At 55.2% G+C, this 16,201-nt stretch carries 15 protein-coding genes; 8 read left to right on the forward strand and 7 right to left on the reverse strand.

What is annotated here, in order from left to right:
• Positions 1–69: 69 nt before the first annotated feature.
• Positions 70–1,095, reverse strand: a complete 1,026-nt coding sequence (locus BM323_RS14760) for a Gfo/Idh/MocA family oxidoreductase (RefSeq protein ID WP_008108060.1) — start codon at positions 1,093–1,095, stop codon at positions 70–72.
• 279 nt (positions 1,096–1,374) lie between these two features.
• Between BM323_RS14760 and BM323_RS14765 the strand changes: the two genes are divergently transcribed.
• Positions 1,375–2,802, forward strand: coding sequence for an alpha,alpha-trehalose-phosphate synthase (UDP-forming) (locus tag BM323_RS14765; RefSeq protein ID WP_036649379.1), 1,428 nt, complete (start codon positions 1,375–1,377; stop codon positions 2,800–2,802).
• Between the two features lie 46 nt (positions 2,803–2,848).
• Here BM323_RS14765 and BM323_RS14770 read toward each other — a convergent pair whose 3' ends face one another.
• The gene (locus tag BM323_RS14770) at positions 2,849–3,700 is read right to left on the reverse strand and encodes a DMT family transporter (protein WP_052026013.1); all 852 of its coding nucleotides are present in this window, start codon (positions 3,698–3,700) and stop codon (positions 2,849–2,851) included.
• A gap of 143 nt (positions 3,701–3,843) precedes the next feature.
• On the opposite strand from BM323_RS14770, the gene BM323_RS14775 reads away from it, so the two are divergent.
• Positions 3,844–5,178 carry an aminotransferase-like domain-containing protein gene (locus BM323_RS14775; protein ID WP_008108056.1) on the forward strand — a complete coding sequence of 445 codons (1,335 nt, stop codon included), beginning with the start codon at positions 3,844–3,846 and terminating at the stop codon, positions 5,176–5,178.
• Between the two features lie 18 nt (positions 5,179–5,196).
• Here BM323_RS14775 and BM323_RS14780 read toward each other — a convergent pair whose 3' ends face one another.
• Together BM323_RS14780 and BM323_RS14785 are read right to left on the reverse strand one after the other, a co-directional pair.
• A complete protein-coding gene (locus BM323_RS14780; RefSeq protein WP_008108054.1) occupies positions 5,197–6,378 on the reverse strand; it encodes an NAD(P)/FAD-dependent oxidoreductase in 1,182 nt (393 codons plus the stop codon).
• Positions 6,379–6,496: 118 nt separating this feature from the next.
• Positions 6,497–7,438, reverse strand: coding sequence for a 2-hydroxyacid dehydrogenase (locus tag BM323_RS14785; RefSeq protein ID WP_008108051.1), 942 nt, complete (start codon positions 7,436–7,438; stop codon positions 6,497–6,499).
• Positions 7,439–7,671: 233 nt separating this feature from the next.
• Here BM323_RS14785 and BM323_RS14790 point away from each other — a divergent pair, with 233 nt between their 5' ends.
• Genes BM323_RS14790 through crtB form a run of 5 tightly spaced genes read left to right on the forward strand, consistent with a single transcriptional unit; the run spans position 7,672 to position 13,439 of the window.
• Positions 7,672–8,577, forward strand: coding sequence for a polyprenyl synthetase family protein (locus tag BM323_RS14790; protein WP_008108045.1), 906 nt, complete (start codon positions 7,672–7,674; stop codon positions 8,575–8,577).
• Positions 8,578–8,591: 14 nt separating this feature from the next.
• Positions 8,592–9,869: a glycosyltransferase gene (locus BM323_RS14795; RefSeq protein WP_008108042.1), complete on the forward strand. Its 1,278-nt coding sequence runs from the start codon at positions 8,592–8,594 to the stop codon at positions 9,867–9,869.
• Positions 9,869–11,035 carry a lycopene beta-cyclase CrtY gene (gene crtY / locus BM323_RS14800; RefSeq protein ID WP_036649394.1) on the forward strand — a complete coding sequence of 389 codons (1,167 nt, stop codon included), beginning with the start codon at positions 9,869–9,871 and terminating at the stop codon, positions 11,033–11,035. Before BM323_RS14795 ends, crtY begins: the two co-directional genes overlap by 1 nt.
• The gene (locus BM323_RS14805; RefSeq protein WP_008108038.1) at positions 11,032–12,513 is read left to right on the forward strand and encodes a phytoene desaturase; all 1,482 of its coding nucleotides are present in this window, start codon (positions 11,032–11,034) and stop codon (positions 12,511–12,513) included. Before crtY ends, BM323_RS14805 begins: the two co-directional genes overlap by 4 nt.
• Positions 12,510–13,439: a 15-cis-phytoene synthase CrtB gene (gene crtB, locus BM323_RS14810; protein ID WP_008108035.1), complete on the forward strand. Its 930-nt coding sequence runs from the start codon at positions 12,510–12,512 to the stop codon at positions 13,437–13,439. The genes BM323_RS14805 and crtB overlap by 4 nt, the downstream gene beginning before the upstream one ends.
• Here crtB and BM323_RS14815 read toward each other — a convergent pair.
• The gene (locus BM323_RS14815) at positions 13,378–13,911 is read right to left on the reverse strand and encodes a sterol desaturase family protein (RefSeq protein ID WP_008108032.1); all 534 of its coding nucleotides are present in this window, start codon (positions 13,909–13,911) and stop codon (positions 13,378–13,380) included. The two genes, crtB and BM323_RS14815, sit on opposite strands and share 62 nt — an antisense overlap.
• Before the next feature lie 74 nt (positions 13,912–13,985).
• Positions 13,986–14,225: a type II toxin-antitoxin system RelB/DinJ family antitoxin gene (locus BM323_RS14820; RefSeq protein ID WP_036649391.1), complete on the reverse strand. Its 240-nt coding sequence runs from the start codon at positions 14,223–14,225 to the stop codon at positions 13,986–13,988.
• A gap of 388 nt (positions 14,226–14,613) precedes the next feature.
• Here BM323_RS14820 and BM323_RS14825 point away from each other — a divergent pair, with 388 nt between their 5' ends.
• Positions 14,614–15,804, forward strand: coding sequence for an MFS transporter (locus BM323_RS14825; protein WP_008108030.1), 1,191 nt, complete (start codon positions 14,614–14,616; stop codon positions 15,802–15,804).
• On the opposite strand, the gene BM323_RS14830 is transcribed toward BM323_RS14825, so the two are convergent.
• Positions 15,797–16,141, reverse strand: coding sequence for an ArsR/SmtB family transcription factor (locus BM323_RS14830; protein WP_008108029.1), 345 nt, complete (start codon positions 16,139–16,141; stop codon positions 15,797–15,799). The two genes, BM323_RS14825 and BM323_RS14830, sit on opposite strands and share 8 nt — an antisense overlap.
• Between the last annotated feature and the right edge of the window lie 60 nt (positions 16,142–16,201).

The following is a 16,201-nucleotide window of genomic DNA, read 5'->3' on the forward strand; positions in this document are numbered from 1 at the left end:
TCGCCATTCATGGCGACCGATTCACCTTTAACTGACAAGCCTTACGCCATTCATGGTGACCAAAAATTGTTACTCCAGTGTCACAACTCGGTTTTCCCGCGCACTGACAAAAGCCGCATCCAGCACCGCTAACACTTCAATCGCCTGCTCAGTAGTCACCGGCGGTTCGGTGCCGTTGCGCACCGCGTCGGCAAACGCTTCATAATAGGCATGATAAGCGCCCTGCTCCGATGGCACCGCTTCGTCGCCCTCAGCATGATGCAAAATTCCCCAACGCTCGCGCTGCTCGTAGCCCCAACCCGCTAAATCATCCGCAGGTCGTTTACCGGCAAAAATCGCCTGCGCCTGCACATCAGTGCCTTGCGACAGATAGCTGCCCTTTTCGCCGTACAAGCGCAGTTCGCGGCAAACCATGCGATTGAGTTTGGTGGCAGAAACATAGGAGTGCGTACCATTGTGATGCGTTAGCGTCAGCACAAAACTGGCATCGGTGGGGCCTTCGGGTAATTCGACAATATCCAGCTGCGCATACACCGATTTCACCGGACCCATCAGCCAAATGGCCTGGTCCACGATGTGGCTACCGAGATCGCGCAGCAATCCGCCGGTTTCACCGCCTTCCAGCGTCAACGCGTCATCAAAATCCATGCGGTTATGCAAGCGCCAAACTTTGCCAACTTGCTGTTGTTCAATGACTTTCTTCAGCGTCAGAATATCAGCGTCATAACGGCGGTTGTGATAGACGCTCAACACCACGCCTTTAGCAGTGGCCGCTGCAGCCAACTCCCGCCCGGTTTTGGCATCGGGTGCGAAGGGTTTATCCGCGATCACCGCCACACCGGCGTCAATCGCTTCCAGAACCAGTTCACGACGGGTTTGCGGTGGCGTGGTGATGGTGACGATATCCACGCCCGCCGCCAGCATTTCAGTCAGGCTGGCGAAGATCGGCACATCGGGATAGTCAGCTTTTGCTTTTGCGATGGTCGCAGGCGCGCGTGCAACAATGCCCGCCAGCTCTAATCCGTTTGCTGCTTCAATGAAAGGTGCGTGGAAATGTTTGCCGCCGGTACCGTAACCCACAATGCCAATTTTCATGCTGTCTCCGTGAAAGATCGTTAGTGTCGAGGCTAATGATAGTTGCTGTAGCCTGAGCGGGTAGAATTTAATAAATCACATGTATTAAATTTTTATAGTTCTGAACGATTTTTTTACGGCTTTTTTACGGGCAGGTCGGATAACTTATTTTATCGACAGCGTGAAGGATGTGTATCAAAGAAAATAATGAGCGGAATCATTCAATTATTATTACGCCAACCTCTTTCAAATCCCCTGCCAGATATTAATAACGGGCAGATTAAGCAACGGGTAAAAAATATGTCAGGCTTAATATTGGTATCACACAATCAAAACAACCACTCAACGCTTTCAAGTATTTATGAAAGTATATTGACGCATCGTGGTGGCATGTGGGTGAAATGGAGTGGCGAGTTTGAATCTTTTACCACTGAACCTCATCGTGAGCTGAATTTTACTAGCGGTAAACAATTCGACACGCTGACATTCCGCTTGACCAAATCAGAATATGAAGAAGGTTATCATCAATATATCCATCAGGGATTATGGCCGGTATTTCATCAGCGTCCCGATATGGCGCGCTTTTCTACCAGCAGCCAAATCGGTTATATGAAACTGAATGAAACCTATACACGCGCCATCAGTGAATATGCCATGCCCGATGATGATATTTGGTTGCAGGATTATCACCTGATTCCCAGTATTAAAATGCTGCGCGATGTTGGCCTGATAAATCGCATTGGTTTCTTTTTCCATCAACCTTTCCCGGCGGGACAATCATTTGAATCGGTGCCGAACTGGCGCTATCTGGCCGATTCCCTATTATGCGCCGATCTGATTGGTTTCCAGACCACCCACGACATGAACAATTTCACCGCGTGGATTGAATCCCGATTCCGTTGCGAACGGCTAACGCCTTACACGCTGCGTATTCATGGCCGCCAGATTCGCGTCGGCGTATTCCCGGTGGGCATTGATACAGCCGAAACTAGCGCGCTGGCTGAAAGTAACAGCTGCCAGTTTATGGAGCAGCAATGCCGCGACACCTTACCGGAGAATCTCATCCTCAGCGGCGGGCATTTTGACGACAGCACCGGCACGCCTTACCGTATCAGCGCGATAGAAGTTTTACTGCGTCAACACGAGGAGTATCACCACAAGTTTTCGTTGGTGCAACTGGCTTCAGCGGCGTCAGGCTACAGCCATCGCATCAAAGCATTGTCGCGTGATTTAGAAACCCGCTGCGGCGAAATGAATGGCGTGCATGGCGAGCTGAACTGGTATCCGGTGAGTTATTTGAGCAATCACTATTCACGTGAAGAGCTGTGCGGATTTTACCGTGCGGCGCGCGTGGCGCTGGTTACACCGCTGATAGCCGGGATGAGTTTGATGGCGAAAACCTATGTCGCCGTGCAGGATCATGCCAATCCCGGCGTGCTGATTTTGTCGCAGTTTGCCGGCGCCGCCGAACAGATGCAGGGCGCGCTTCTGGTGAATCCTTACGATCCCGATGCTATCGCCGATGCCATTCATACCGCGCTCATCATGCCGCTTTCGGTGCGTCGCGAACGTCACGCCAGCCTGCTAAAAAATCTGCATCTGCATGATTGCCATAAGTGGGCCGAAAGCTTCATCAATGCGCTGCAGCCGCGAGAACAGGATTTCGATTTAACGCTTAAGTCGGGTGCGCTGATTTCCAATGGTTTTAGCGGGCGACTGCGTTATTGATCCAAAATGGATGAGGCCGCCTGCGGGCGGCCAATATGCATGAAGATTAACGCGCAAATTTTCGCGAACCGATGACGCAGAGAATGACGCCAAGCGTGACAGCTATCATCAGCGGGCTGACGCTCTCGTGCAGCAACGAAGCAGACAGACCCAGTCCAAAAAATGGCTGAAGCAACTGCAGTTGCCCGACAGCGGCAATTCCACCGATAGCGAGCCCTTTGTACCAGAAGATAAAACCAATCAGCATGCTGAAAAGCGAGACATAGCCCAGCGCAAGCCAGGCTGAAGTGCTGATGTGGCTCAGGGATTCAGGCAAGGTCAAATATGACGCGATCAACATGAAAGGCAGTGAAATAATCAGCGCCCAACTAATAACTTGCCAGCCTCCCAGCTCACGTGAAAGTTTTGCCCCTTCGGCATAGCCCAGGCCACAGACGATCACTGATGCGAGCATAAGCAGATCGCCTTTGAGTGATACGGCGGCGAGATGAGAAAGCGCAAAGCCCATAACCAGCAAACTGCCGCAGAGGGAAAAGAGCCAGAAGGCGCGTCGCGGACGTTCACCACCACGAATGACGCCAAAGACGGCGGTTGCGAGTGGAAGCAACCCGAGGAAAACGATCGAATGTGACGAAGTTACGTGCTGCAAAGCCATGGCGGTCAGCAATGGAAAACCGATCACCACGCCCATAGCGACGATGAAAAGCGAGAATAATTGGCTGGGATCAGGTCTTTTGACCTTAAACAAGCAGATCAACATGAGCGCCAACACACCCGCTATCGACGCGCGGATAAAAGTCAGGAAAAACGGGTCGATGTCCTGAACGGCAATGCGTGTTGCTGGCAGCGATCCGCTGAAAATAATCACGCCCACCAGGCCGTTGAGCCAACCTGACATTGCCTCAGGACGCGTCTTTTGTATCACCACGTTAAACCTCTTTCAGTAGCTGAGTGAAGGTGACTATTTCCTTCATGAATTGACGCTACGGAGGATAAACGCCATGATCCAGAACAATCAAAATATTGTCATGGATACAATCGGTGAAAGCACGCTATAAGGATGTGGTTGACGAATATGCTGCGGCTATACGCAGCGGAGAATTGTCTGCAGGCACGCGCCTGCCGACGCATCGCGCGTTGGCTGCGGAAAGACAGATCTCACTAGCAACCGCTACACGCGTCTACGCTGAACTTGAAGCCATCGGGCTGGTCAGCGGTGAAACCGGACGCGGGACTTTCGTCCGGGAAATTTCTTTGCCTCTGGGTCTCGGTGTCGATCAGCATGTGGTCGCAACCGATGTGGTGGACCTCAATTTCAATTATCCCGCATTGCCTGGTCAGGCCGATCTCCTGCGCGATGCCCTGCGCAATCTCTCCAATGCGGGCGATATCGAATCGCTGCTGCGCTACCAGCCGCATGCCGGAAAAGAGAGCGATCGGCATACCATTGCATCATGGCTTAGCTCAACCGGGATCACGCCTTCGGCTGATGACGTTCTGATTGTCAATGGCGCACAGCACGGCCTTACCATAGCGGTTATGGGATTGCTGAAACCTGGGGATGTTGTGGCAGTAGACGCGTTGATTTATCCCGGCTTTAAGGCGCTGGCTGCGCTTTATCATCTTGAACTTGCCGCCATACCGGCTGGGCCAGACGGTCCTGATCTCAATGCATTAAGGCAGATTTGTCAGCGCAGGCGCGTCCGTGCGATTTATACCATGCCTACGTTGCACAACCCGCTTGGCTGGGTTCTGAGTTCTGCGCAACGCAGAGAGCTGGCCCTGATTGTCCGAACCTTTGATCTTCTGGTGATTGAGGATGCCGCCTATGCTTATCTGGTACCTCGTCCGCCGCCACCAATGGCTTTTTATGCCCCCGAAAGAACCCTCTATGTGACCGGCTTTGCGAAAAATATCGCTACCGGGTTGCGCGTCGGCGTCGTCGTCTGCCCCGCTGGCATGCGTGCAGCGCTTGAGCGCGCTATTCGTGCCACTACGTGGAATACCCCTTCTCTGATGGTCTCGTTAGTATGTGGCTGGATTAAGGATGGGACGATCAAACGCCTGGAAACACTGAAAAGACGGGATGCCCGTGAGCGCCAGTCGATCGCCCGCCAGATTCTTGCGCCCGAGGATTTTATCAGCCATCCCAACTCTTATTTTCTCTGGCTACCGTTGCCGTGCGAAGTCAGGGCTGAACGGGTGGTACAGCGTTTAATCCAGCAGCAGATCTCGGTATCTTCAGCTGAACCCTTCAGTACCTCAATCAATGTGCCGCATGCCATTCGTCTTGCGTTGGGATCGGTCAGCAAGGATAAACTGCGGCTTGCCGTGGCGGCGGTGAAAGAGACTATCGATTATGAAAGAGACCGGTAAAAACAGTGTCTCGCTGCGTTATTGCGCCGCCGGGAAATTACGCTTTATCGGCGCAAACTCTTCCACGCTTTTACCCAGCAGACGTTGCGGGCGAAAATCACTGAGCAGTTCACTTACTACATCGCTGACGAGCTCTTCAGCCACCAGCTTGCCAATCAATGGCGAAAGCGTGATGCCGCTGTGCGTCACCGCCACATAGACGCGCTGATGCGCAGTGACATAACCGATTGCCGGTAAACCATCAGCAGGTCGGGCACGTTGGCCTACAACGATTTGTTCAATTTGCAACTCGCCCGCATCCGCAAACAGCGCGTGATAACGCGCACGGAACTGCGCGGCGATATCACCGGTGTTCGACGGTGGCGCAGCTGAATCGGCCAAATGATCCAATTCTAAGGCTTGCAGCAGCAAACGTCCGCCGCCGTCCGGGCGCACGTTGAGTTGCGGAGAAATGAGATTGGCATTGAGCGATAGCGGCTGCGGCGCAGTGCGCACCAGAAAACTGCAGGCCACCGCGTTCGGTTTGCTGGTATCAAGCAACGCCAGGTTGAGTCCGAGTGAATTGAGCAGCTGATTGGCCCAGCGTCCGGTGGCTAACACCACACGATCGCCCTGCCACTGCTCGCCGTTTTCCAGATCCAGCGTAACGCGATCGGCACTTTCGCTGATGCTTTTAATGTGTTGATGCTGATACAGCAGCGCGCCGCGCGCTTTCGCTTCGGACCATAAGCGCGCCAGATAGAGCGCCGGATGCAGCACCGATTCTGTCGGAAAATGCCACACGCTGCCGCTGATGGCCTGCGCCCGCAGCTCCGGGATATCGCGCAACACATCTGCGGGCGACACTTCACGCGCCGCATAACCCGCCGATTGCAGCGACGTGGCGCGCTGAAGCAAACGTTGTTGCGCATCGCCCTCGGCGGCCCATTCCCAGGTGCCACCGGTTTCGAGCCAGCGCAATCCGTTCGGCTGCGCGTGCTGCAGTTTGAGATGCTCTTCCATCGAGAGCGCATTAAGCAGGTGATAACTTTGCGGCTGTTTGCCGTTGGAGTTCACCCAGGCAAACGTGGTGCTGCTGGTGCCCGCACCAATGTGTTGTTGTTCGAAAACGGTGACTTCAACGCCCTGCAACGCTAAGGCGCGCGCCACCGCTAATCCGATAACGCCGCCGCCAATAATGGCAATTTTCTGTGCTGTCATAATGGGCTCCTGAATTAAGTGCCGCTATCATAACAGCCTGGCTGAGCGAAAATTGCTATTACTAAATAGGGATAATTTATCTGGATATAATAATTTCATCTTAATCCGGATACTTAAATTATACCGATGTCAGAATCTTCCCATCGGCGAAATAGGCCAGCAAATTCTCCAGCACATTATTGGTCATTTGCGCACGCGTTTCATGAGTTGCGCTGGCAATATGCGGTGTTAACAGCACATTATCCAGTTCACGTAGCGCGGGATTAATTTTCGGCTCATCCGGATAAACATCCAGCGCGGCACCTTTAATGGTTCCCTGCTGCAATGCCGCGATCAGGTCGGGTTCATGGATTACTGTGCCACGCGCAATGTTGATCACTACGCCCTGTTTGCCGAGCGCCGCCAGTACCTTAGCGTTGACCAGCTGGAAATTCTCTTTGCTGCCCGGCAGTGCCAGCACCAGAAAATCACTAAAGGCAGCCAGTTGCTCAATGGTGTCACAGCGCTTATAGCTGACGTCTTTTGCTGAACGTGCGGTATACGCCACCTCCATGCCAAACGCTTCAGCACGGCGCGCAATGGCTAAGCCAATCGCGCCCAACCCGGCGATACCGATTCTTTTTCCGCTGGCGCGGCTGGAGAGCTCAACGCCGTTATTTTCCCATGCACCGGATTTGGCAAACTGATGGTAAGCCACCAAATTACGCGAGAAAGCCAGCGTTAACGTCAGCGCCAAATCGGCGACATCATCGGTCAGAATATCGCGCGTAATGCTGACCTGAATATCGTGTGCAGCCGTGTATTTCAGGTCGATACGATCGGTGCCGACGCCGAATACAGCGATGGCTTTACACTCGGGCAATTGCTCAAGCAAAGCTGTTTCAACCCCAACATCGCCACGCGTAACGATGGCTTTGATTGCTTTGCCATGCTGCTGAATAAATAGCGCTGCGTCTTGTTGCTCATATAAGCGATGGCAGTGGAAATGTTGCGTGAGCTTTTCATCTAACTGAGGCATGACCGGCTGAATAATCAGTACGGCAGGTTTGGTATTCGTCATTATATTGTCCATTAGCGGTATTTATTTACCACCATCCTAACGGAGTTATTTATGTTACGGCGTTGCTGTTACTTATTTCGCTAATAAGATCACGCATAGCGTTATTAACGATATTTACCGGGTGCGCATGAATGCGAACCCTACAAAGTCAAGGCCCTCGCTGGCGAACTCACCTTACGCAGTCTACGGTTAATCAAAAAGCATAAAAAATTCACCAACCATGGATAGCCATTATGACCACCCATGTCGACACCACAGCACATCAAACAAGCGAACTCCTTCAGCTGCAGCAAATTTTACAGGCGCATCTCGAACATTTACTGCCTGCCGGACAGCAAAGCGATCGCGTGCGTGCCGCGATGCGTGCCGGTACGCTGGCGCAGGGCAAGCGCATCCGTCCTTTATTACTGCTGCTGGCAGCGCGCGATATGGGTTGCGAGCTGACGCAAAATGGCGTTCTCGATCTCGCCTGTGCAGTGGAAATGGTACATGCGGCATCGCTGATTCTGGATGACATTCCCTCGATGGATAACGCGCAGATGCGTCGTGGTCGCCCTACCGTGCATCGCGAATTTGGTGAAAACGTGGCGATTCTTGCTGCCATCGCGCTGCTGAGCCGCGCATTTGAAGTGATTGCCATTGCACCCGGTTTGCCTGCCGTGCATAAATCTGAAGCGATTGCTGAACTCTCCGCTGCCGTCGGCCTGCAGGGCTTGGTGCAAGGACAATTCCAGGATCTGCACGACGGTGCACAGAGCCGCAGTCCAGAAGCGATCGCCCTGACCAACGAACTGAAAACCAGCGTGCTGTTTCGCGCTACGCTGCAAATGGCGGCGATTGCCGCTGACGCTTCACCGCAGGTGCGGCAACGCCTTAGCTTCTTCGCCCAGGATTTGGGCCAGGCGTTTCAGCTGCTCGACGACCTCGCCGACGGCTGCAAACACACCGGTAAAGATGTGCATCAGGATCAGGGCAAATCCACGCTGGTACAGATGCTCGGTGCTGACGGCGCGGAACGTCGCCTGCGCGATCACCTGCGTAGTGCCGATGCACACCTTGCCTGCGCTTGCCATCGCGGCATCGCCACTCGCCAATATATGCACGCGCTGTTTAATCAACAGCTAGCGATGTTCAACTGAGCGCGGCTCCGCCGGTGGGCCACTTTGCGGTGATCGCGCCGCCGCTTTATAGCCACTTTCACGCGTTGCAAGCGTTAGCACAAACGCTGCTGGCGCGCTGCCATCGCATAACATTTATCCAGCAAGCCGATGCCCGCACCTTGCTCAGCGACGAACGCATTGAATTTGTTGCCGTCGGCCAGCAGACGCATCCGGCCGGATCGCTGGCGCCCGTGTTGCATCGGCTGGCTTCGCCGGGCGGCCTGTCGCTGTTTCGCGTGATCAACGATCTGGCGTCCTGCACCGATATGCTGTGCCGCGAACTGCCAGCGGTACTGAAAGCGTTGAACATCGATGGCGTGATCGCCGATGAAATGGAGGCGGCAGGCGGATTGGTCGCTGAAGCGCTGCATCTGCCGTTTGTCTCGGTAGCCTGCGCCTTGCCGGTCAATCGTGAAGCCGGGATTCCGCTGGCGGTGATGCCCTTCCGTTTTGCTCAGGATGAGAAAGCGCTGAAACGTTTTCAGGCCAGCAGCGATATCTATGATCGCATCATGCGTCGTCACGGCGAGGTGATCCTCAAACACGCTCGGGCGTTTAATTTGACGGAGCGGCGCGGATTGCATCAGTGCCTGTCGCCGCTGGCACAAATCAGCCAGATGGTGCCGGCCTTTGATTTTCCACGTCAGCAACTGCCCGCCTGCTATCACGCCGTCGGACCACTGCGCGCGCCGGTTGCGGTTGCGCCGCTTAAAGCGCCCTGGCCAGCGCTGCGCCAGCCGGTGATTTATGCCTCGCTGGGTACGCTGCAAGGCCATCGATTCCGGCTTTTTCTGCATCTGGCGCAGGCGTGCCGCCAGCTGCGGCTGTCACTGGTGATCGCCCATTGCGGGGGATTGAACACCGAACAGGCGCACCAGCTGGAGCTCGCTGGCGCGGCGTGGGTGACAGATTTCGTCGATCAACGCGCCGCCCTGCAGCACGCCCATCTATTTATCACTCATGCCGGATTAAACAGCGCGCTGGAAGCACTGGAATGCGGCACGCCGATGCTGGCGCTGCCGATTGCTTTTGATCAGCCCGGCGTGGCGGCGCGCATTGAGTGGCATGGCGTCGGTCGCCGCGCATCGCGCTTCAGCCGCGTTCATCAACTGGAGCAACATTTGCAACAGCTGCTAACCGACGATCGCTACGCGCTACGGATGTCAGCGATACAGGCACAACTGCAGCGCGCAGGCGGTTGCCAGCGTGCGGCTGACATCGTCGAGCAGGCGCTCTGCCAGCAGCAAGTTGTGCTGGCGGAGGCGACATGATGCGCACGCAATACGATGTGATTTTGGTCGGTGCTGGCCTGGCGAATGGCTTGATTGCCCTACGTCTGCGTCAACTGCAGCCGCAGCTAAAATGCCTGTTGCTGGAGAGCGACGCGCATCCGGCCGGCAATCATACCTGGTCGTTTCATCACAGCGATCTCAGCGCCGAACAGCTGCGCTGGCTGCAACCGCTGATTACCGTGCGTTGGTCAGGTTATCAGGTGCGTTTTCCTGCGCTGCGCCGCAATCTGGACGGGGATTATTGTTCCATCGCATCAGGCGATTTTGCCCGCCATCTTTACGCGGCGATGGGTGACGATCTGTGGACAAACACAGCCGTACAACAGGTAAAACCCACGCAGGTGACGCTGGCGGATGGTCGTGAGCTTGATGCGCAAGTGGTAATTGATGGTCGCGGCTTACAACCAACGCCGCATCTGCAGCTGGGTTATCAGGTTTTTCTTGGACAAGAGTGGCAGCTGGCGCAGCCGCACGGCCTGCAACAGCCGATCCTGATGGATGCCACCGTCGATCAGCAAGCGGGCTATCGGTTTGTTTACACGCTGCCGCTCAGCGCCGATCGGTTGCTGATTGAAGATACCCATTACGTTAATCAGCCCACGCTGGCGGAGAACACCGCTCGTCAGCACATCGCCGACTATGCCAAACATCAAGGCTGGCGGCTTAGCACGCTGCTGCGTGAAGAGCATGGCATTTTGCCGATTACCCTGAGCGGCGATATTGATCGATTCTGGCAACAGCAGCGCGGCCAGCCGTGCAGCGGCCTGCGCGCCGGACTGTTTCATGCCACCACCGGTTACTCATTGCCTTCCGCCGTGGCGCTGGCTGAGCTGGTAGGCACGCTGCTGCCCACCGATGCCAGTACGCTCAGCCAACACATCGAACGCTTTGCCCGTCAGCAGTGGCGCGAGCAGCGATTTTTCCGTCTGCTAAACCGCATGTTGTTTTTGGCCGGCAAGCCGCAGCAGCGCTGGCGCGTGATGCAACGTTTTTACCGGCTCGATGCCGGGTTAATTAGCCGCTTTTACGCCGGGCAACTGCGCCTGCGCGATAAAGCGCGGATTCTGTGCGGCAAGCCGCCGGTGCCCATCGGTGAAGCGCTGCGCGCGCTGTTGAATTCTGTCGAACCAGGGAAGAAAAAATGAAACGCACTTATGTGATTGGCGCAGGCTTTGGCGGCCTGGCGCTGGCGATTCGCCTGCAAGCGGCAGGCATACCAACCACTTTACTCGAGCAGCGCGACAAACCAGGCGGACGCGCCTATGTGTTTGAAGATAGCGGCTTTACCTTCGATGCAGGGCCAACGGTGATAACCGATCCCAGCGCCATTGAAGAGTTGTTCACGCTGGCGGGAAAATCGCTAAGCGATTACGTCGAGCTGATGCCGGTAACGCCCTTCTATCGCCTGTGCTGGGAAGATGGCAAACAGCTCGATTATGACAACAATCAGCCGCTGCTGGAGCAGCAGATCGCCACGTTCAATCCGCAAGATGTTGAAGGCTATCGTCAGTTTCTCGCCTATTCGCGTGAAGTATTTAAAGAAGGTTATCTGAAACTCGGCACGGTGCCGTTTCTGCATGTGCGTGACATGCTGCGCGTCGCGCCGCAGCTGGGGCGTTTGCAAGCCTGGCGCAGCGTCTACAGCATGGTGGCGAAATTTATTCAGGACGATCATCTGCGTCAGGCGTTTTCCTTTCACTCATTGCTGGTGGGCGGTAATCCTTTTGCAACGTCATCGATCTATACCTTAATTCATGCGCTGGAGCGTGAATGGGGCGTGTGGTTTCCGCGCGGCGGCACCGGCGCGCTGGTGCAGGGCATGGCGCGACTGTTCGAGGACCTGGGCGGCGAGCTGTTACTGAATGCCGAAGTGAGCCAGCTGGAGACCAGCGGCAATCGCATTAGCGGCGTTCAGTTAGAGGACGGACGACGCTTCGATGCCGCCGCTGTGGCCTCCAATGCCGACGTGGTGCATACCTACGACAAACTGCTACGCCATCATCCGCTGGCAATCAAACGTGCGACATCGCTGAAGCGTAAGCGCATGAGCAACTCGCTGTTTGTGCTCTATTTTGGCCTTAATCAGCCGCATGAACAGCTCGCGCATCACACCGTCTGTTTCGGTCCGCGCTATCGTGAGTTGATCGATGAGATTTTTAACAGCAGCCAGCTGGCAGAAGATTTTTCACTTTACCTGCACGCGCCCTGCAGCAGCGATCCGTCGCTGGCACCGCCCGGCTGCGGCAGCTTTTATGTGTTAGCGCCGGTGCCGCATCTCGGCACCGCTGACATCGACTGGCAACAGGAAGGACCGCGCTTGCGCGATCGAATTTTTGCTTATCTGGAGCAGCACTACATGCCGGGATTACGTCAGCAATTAGTGACACACAGAATGTTTACGCCGTTTGATTTTCGCGACACGCTGCATGCTCATCACGGCTCGGCGTTTTCGCTGGAGCCGACTTTGACGCAAAGCGCCTGGTTCCGACCGCATAACCGCGATGCCGATATCAGCAATCTCTATCTCGTGGGTGCCGGTACGCATCCAGGCGCGGGCGTGCCTGGCGTGATCGGTTCGGCCAAGGCCACCGCCAGGCTGATGCTGGAGGATCGCGCCGAATGAATCGACAGCCTTTACTTGAGCAAGTAACGCAAACCATGGCGGTCGGCTCGAAGAGTTTCGCCACCGCCGCCAAGCTGTTTGATGCACCGACGCGCCGTAGCACGCTGATGCTCTATGCGTGGTGTCGTCACTGCGACGATGTGATTGATGGGCAAACGCTGGGCGAAGGCGGCACGCAGCATGCTGTCGAAGACGCGCAGGCACGTATGCAGCATCTACAGATTGAAACCCGTCGCGCCTACAGCGGTGCGCACATGGATGAACCGGCCTTTAGGGCGTTTCAGGAAGTGGCGATCATTCATCAGCTGCCGCAACAACTGGCGTTTGATCATCTGGAAGGCTTCGCCATGGATGCGCGCGACGAACATTACGCGAGCTTCGATGACACGCTGCGCTACTGCTATCACGTCGCGGGCGTGGTCGGTTTGATGATGGCGCGCGTGATGGGCGTGCGCGACGAAGCGGTGCTCGATCACGCCTGCGATTTAGGTCTGGCGTTCCAGCTCACCAACATTGCGCGCGATATTGTCGAAGATGCCGAAAATGGTCGCTGCTATCTGCCGCAATCCTGGCTCGATCAGGCAGGATTACGCGCCAATACGCTTACGGCGCCGCAACATCGTGCAGCGTTGGCCACGCTGGCAGCGCGTTTAGTAACGGAAGCGGAACCCTATTATCACTCGGCGCGATCCGGTTTACCGGGTTTACCGCTGCGCTCGGCGTGGGCCATCGCTACGGCTCGCGGCGTTTATCGCGAAATTGGCGTCAAAGTTCAGCACGCCGGTGTGAACGCCTGGGATTCACGGCAGCGCACCAGTAAAGGTGAAAAACTGGCGCTGCTGGTGAAAGGGGCAGGTTTAGCGATTACTTCGCGTGTGGCTCGTCCTGAACCGCGTCCGGCTGGTCTGTGGCAGCGTCCTCGTTGATCTTACGTCCGTGGCGCTGGCGCAGCGTGGCTTGCAGCTTATTCAGCGGTGGCGCGTAGAGAAAACCAAATGACACGCAGCCTTCACGCCCGCGCACCGCATGATGCATGCGGTGCGCCATGTATAAGCGCTTAAGATAGCCTTTGCGCGGGATATAGCGGAACGGCCAGCGTTGATGCACCAGACCATCGTGCACCATGAAGTAGAGCGCACCGTACGTCGTCATTCCGGCACCAATCCACTGCAGCGGCCACATGCCTTGCACACCGACATAAATCAGCACAATCGCCAGTACCGCAAACACCACCGCATACAGATCGTTGAGCTCAAACTTACCGCTGTGCGGTTCATGGTGCGACAAATGCCAGCCCCATCCCCAACCGTGCATGATGTATTTATGCGACAGCGCCGCGACGATTTCCATCACCACCACGGTTGCCAACAAGATAAGCACGTTCCATAACCAGAGCATTGTTCGTCCATTTGTGGAAAAGGGAAATACTAAAGGTGGACGCGGATGAGCGATGGCGCAAGCTGAGAAAATAATTACAGATCATCCAGCGTTACGTTTACAGGCTGCGGATTTCGTAAGCGCTCACGCACTATCTCCACTAATTCGGCGTCTTCATCACTTAATAAGGTTTTCTTAAAAGGCAGTCTTTCATTATCAGCAATGTATTCTAGGGTCTGGCGCAATGCCTCTGAGGGAGTAATGCCCATTTTTTCAAGCGCGGCGAAAGCACGCGCTTTTAAATCATCATCGATTCTGAGATTAATATTGGCCATAAACTCACTCGCTATAATCACGTTTGTGCGCACAATTTTCATCTTTAATCCATCCTTATGCAAGCCGCAATTCCTGTTTATAAACACGCTATTCAAAATGATGTTTTACAATGCCCACAAGACAAAAACCTGCCTGATTCTGGTGATGTGTTTAAAAGTGGAAGATTGTCCGCAGAAGAACTCAGCGGTTTGCAGGAACTTAACCGAATTTCAGTTCTGTGTGGGCTTTTGTCAGATGAGTACAGGACCTTCTAGCCGACTTTACATCTCCCCACTCACTCGTTAGTATTGCCCTCCTTTCAGCGGTCAATCGCCGCTGCGTAAGCGTTAACGTCAACCAACGCACCATAAGCAGACTCGGTCTGCCTCATTGCTATGGTGCGAAAATATGGCCCACACCGCGTTATCTGCGAATCCTGCTCTGCGTCGTTCTGGTTTTTTCCTGTTCTTACTGCTGCTCACAGCGGCCAACTTGCGCACGCCAATTACCGCAGTCGGCCCGGTGCTGGAAAACATCCGGCTGACGTTTGGCCTGAGCGCCAGCGCCGCGGGCGTGATCAACTTCTTGCCTCTGTTGATGTTCGCAACCTTAGCGCCACCCGCCGCCTGGTTCGGCAACCGTTTTGGTCTCGAGCGCAGTTTATGGGGCGCGTTGCTGCTCATCACGCTGGGATCGATTCTGCGTATCAGCGGCAGTGAATATGCAATGTGGGCGGGAACCATAATCCTGAGTTCGGGGATTGCGGCGGCCAACGTGCTTCTGCCGCCGCTGATTAAGCGTGATTTCACCGAACACACCGCGCGATATGTTGGCTTGTACGCGATGACCATGGCAATCACCGCCAGCATTGCGTCGGGCGTGGTGGTGCCGCTGGCAGAGCTGAGCAGCGCGGGCTGGCGACTCTCATTAGCAGTGTGGCTGGTTCCGGCGATCGTCGCGCTGCTAGCCTGGCTGCCGTATCTGAAAAAGCCTGCATCTCAGGCAAAAAACAGCGCCAATAGCACATCAACGCGCTCACCGTGGCGCGCGGCCTTAGGCTGGCAGGTTTCGCTGTTTATGGCCTGCCAGTCGCTGGTGTTTTACACCCTGATTGGTTGGTTTACGCCTTTTGCGCAAGACAGCGGCATTAGCCAGCTGGAAGCGGGTGGCATGCTGTTCGTCTACCAAATTGTGGCCATCGTTTCGAATCTGGCCTGCATGAGTGCACTGAAGAAACTGCGCGATCAGCGGGCGATTGGTTTTCTCGCCTCGCTGTCGATTTTTGTCGCTGTCGCCGGACTGTTAATGGCACCGAATTATGCGCTGCTGTGGCTGATCCTTGCGGGACTAGGCGCTGGCGCATCAATGGTGATTTGCCTGTCGCTGTTTAATCTGCGCACCCATGATCATTTTCAGGCGTCGAAATTGTCGGGCATGGCACAGTGCGTCGGTTACGGATTAGCGGCGCTGGGCCCGCTCTGTTTTGGCCTGCTGCATGATGTCAGCGGCAACTGGCAGTGGCCGCTGATGCTGCTGTTAGTGATTGCGGCACTACAGATGGTTGTGGCTACGCTGGCTGGGCGGGCGCGGGTTATTTAACCAGGAAGTCATCCAGCGTGGTGCGGGTCAGGGGATCTTGTTGGGTGGCACTTAACAGCGAATCGAGCAAACCCGGAAAACGAGCGTCGAGATCGTCGCGTCGCAGCGACAGCAGATTTTCACGTCCAGAGGGTTTCTGCCAGATAATGCCGCCTTCGCGCAGCACGCGCCAGTGATGGGTTAAGGTGGATTTGGAGACGCCTTTCAGCAACGATCCGCAGGTGTGTTCACCGCCGTCCGCCAGAATGCTGATCACCGTCATGCGCATCGGATTGCCCAACGCCGCCAGCACATTCTCTAGCCTGATTTCGTCGCGCTGTGGGTGGTTTTCCAGCATGGCGTGCCTCTGAATAGTGGGTAGAATCACGAATTATCAGGCAGGCAGGGCTCGATGTAC

Source organism: Pantoea sp. YR525 (assembly GCF_900116775.1).
GTDB lineage: Bacteria > Pseudomonadota > Gammaproteobacteria > Enterobacterales > Enterobacteriaceae > Pantoea > Pantoea symbiotica.

What these genes read in the sequence shown, in the direction of transcription:
- BM323_RS14830 (WP_008108029.1), bottom strand. Translation starts at nt 16,141, where the DNA reads ATGCTGGAAAACCACCCACAGCGCGACGAAATCAGGCTAGAGAATGTG.
- BM323_RS14815 (WP_008108032.1), bottom strand. Translation starts at nt 13,911, where the DNA reads ATGCTCTGGTTATGGAACGTGCTTATCTTGTTGGCAACCGTGGTGGTG.
- BM323_RS14820 (WP_036649391.1), bottom strand. Translation starts at nt 14,225, where the DNA reads ATGGCCAATATTAATCTCAGAATCGATGATGATTTAAAAGCGCGTGCT.
- crtB (WP_008108035.1), top strand. Translation starts at nt 12,510, where the DNA reads ATGAATCGACAGCCTTTACTTGAGCAAGTAACGCAAACCATGGCGGTC.
- BM323_RS14780 (WP_008108054.1), bottom strand. Translation starts at nt 6,378, where the DNA reads ATGACAGCACAGAAAATTGCCATTATTGGCGGCGGCGTTATCGGATTA.
- BM323_RS14785 (WP_008108051.1), bottom strand. Translation starts at nt 7,438, where the DNA reads ATGACGAATACCAAACCTGCCGTACTGATTATTCAGCCGGTCATGCCT.
- BM323_RS14825 (WP_008108030.1), top strand. Translation starts at nt 14,614, where the DNA reads ATGGCCCACACCGCGTTATCTGCGAATCCTGCTCTGCGTCGTTCTGGT.
- BM323_RS14760 (WP_008108060.1), bottom strand. Translation starts at nt 1,095, where the DNA reads ATGAAAATTGGCATTGTGGGTTACGGTACCGGCGGCAAACATTTCCAC.
- BM323_RS14770 (WP_052026013.1), bottom strand. Translation starts at nt 3,700, where the DNA reads ATGTCAGGTTGGCTCAACGGCCTGGTGGGCGTGATTATTTTCAGCGGA.
- crtY (WP_036649394.1), top strand. Translation starts at nt 9,869, where the DNA reads ATGCGCACGCAATACGATGTGATTTTGGTCGGTGCTGGCCTGGCGAAT.
- BM323_RS14790 (WP_008108045.1), top strand. Translation starts at nt 7,672, where the DNA reads ATGACCACCCATGTCGACACCACAGCACATCAAACAAGCGAACTCCTT.
- BM323_RS14765 (WP_036649379.1), top strand. Translation starts at nt 1,375, where the DNA reads ATGTCAGGCTTAATATTGGTATCACACAATCAAAACAACCACTCAACG.
- BM323_RS14805 (WP_008108038.1), top strand. Translation starts at nt 11,032, where the DNA reads ATGAAACGCACTTATGTGATTGGCGCAGGCTTTGGCGGCCTGGCGCTG.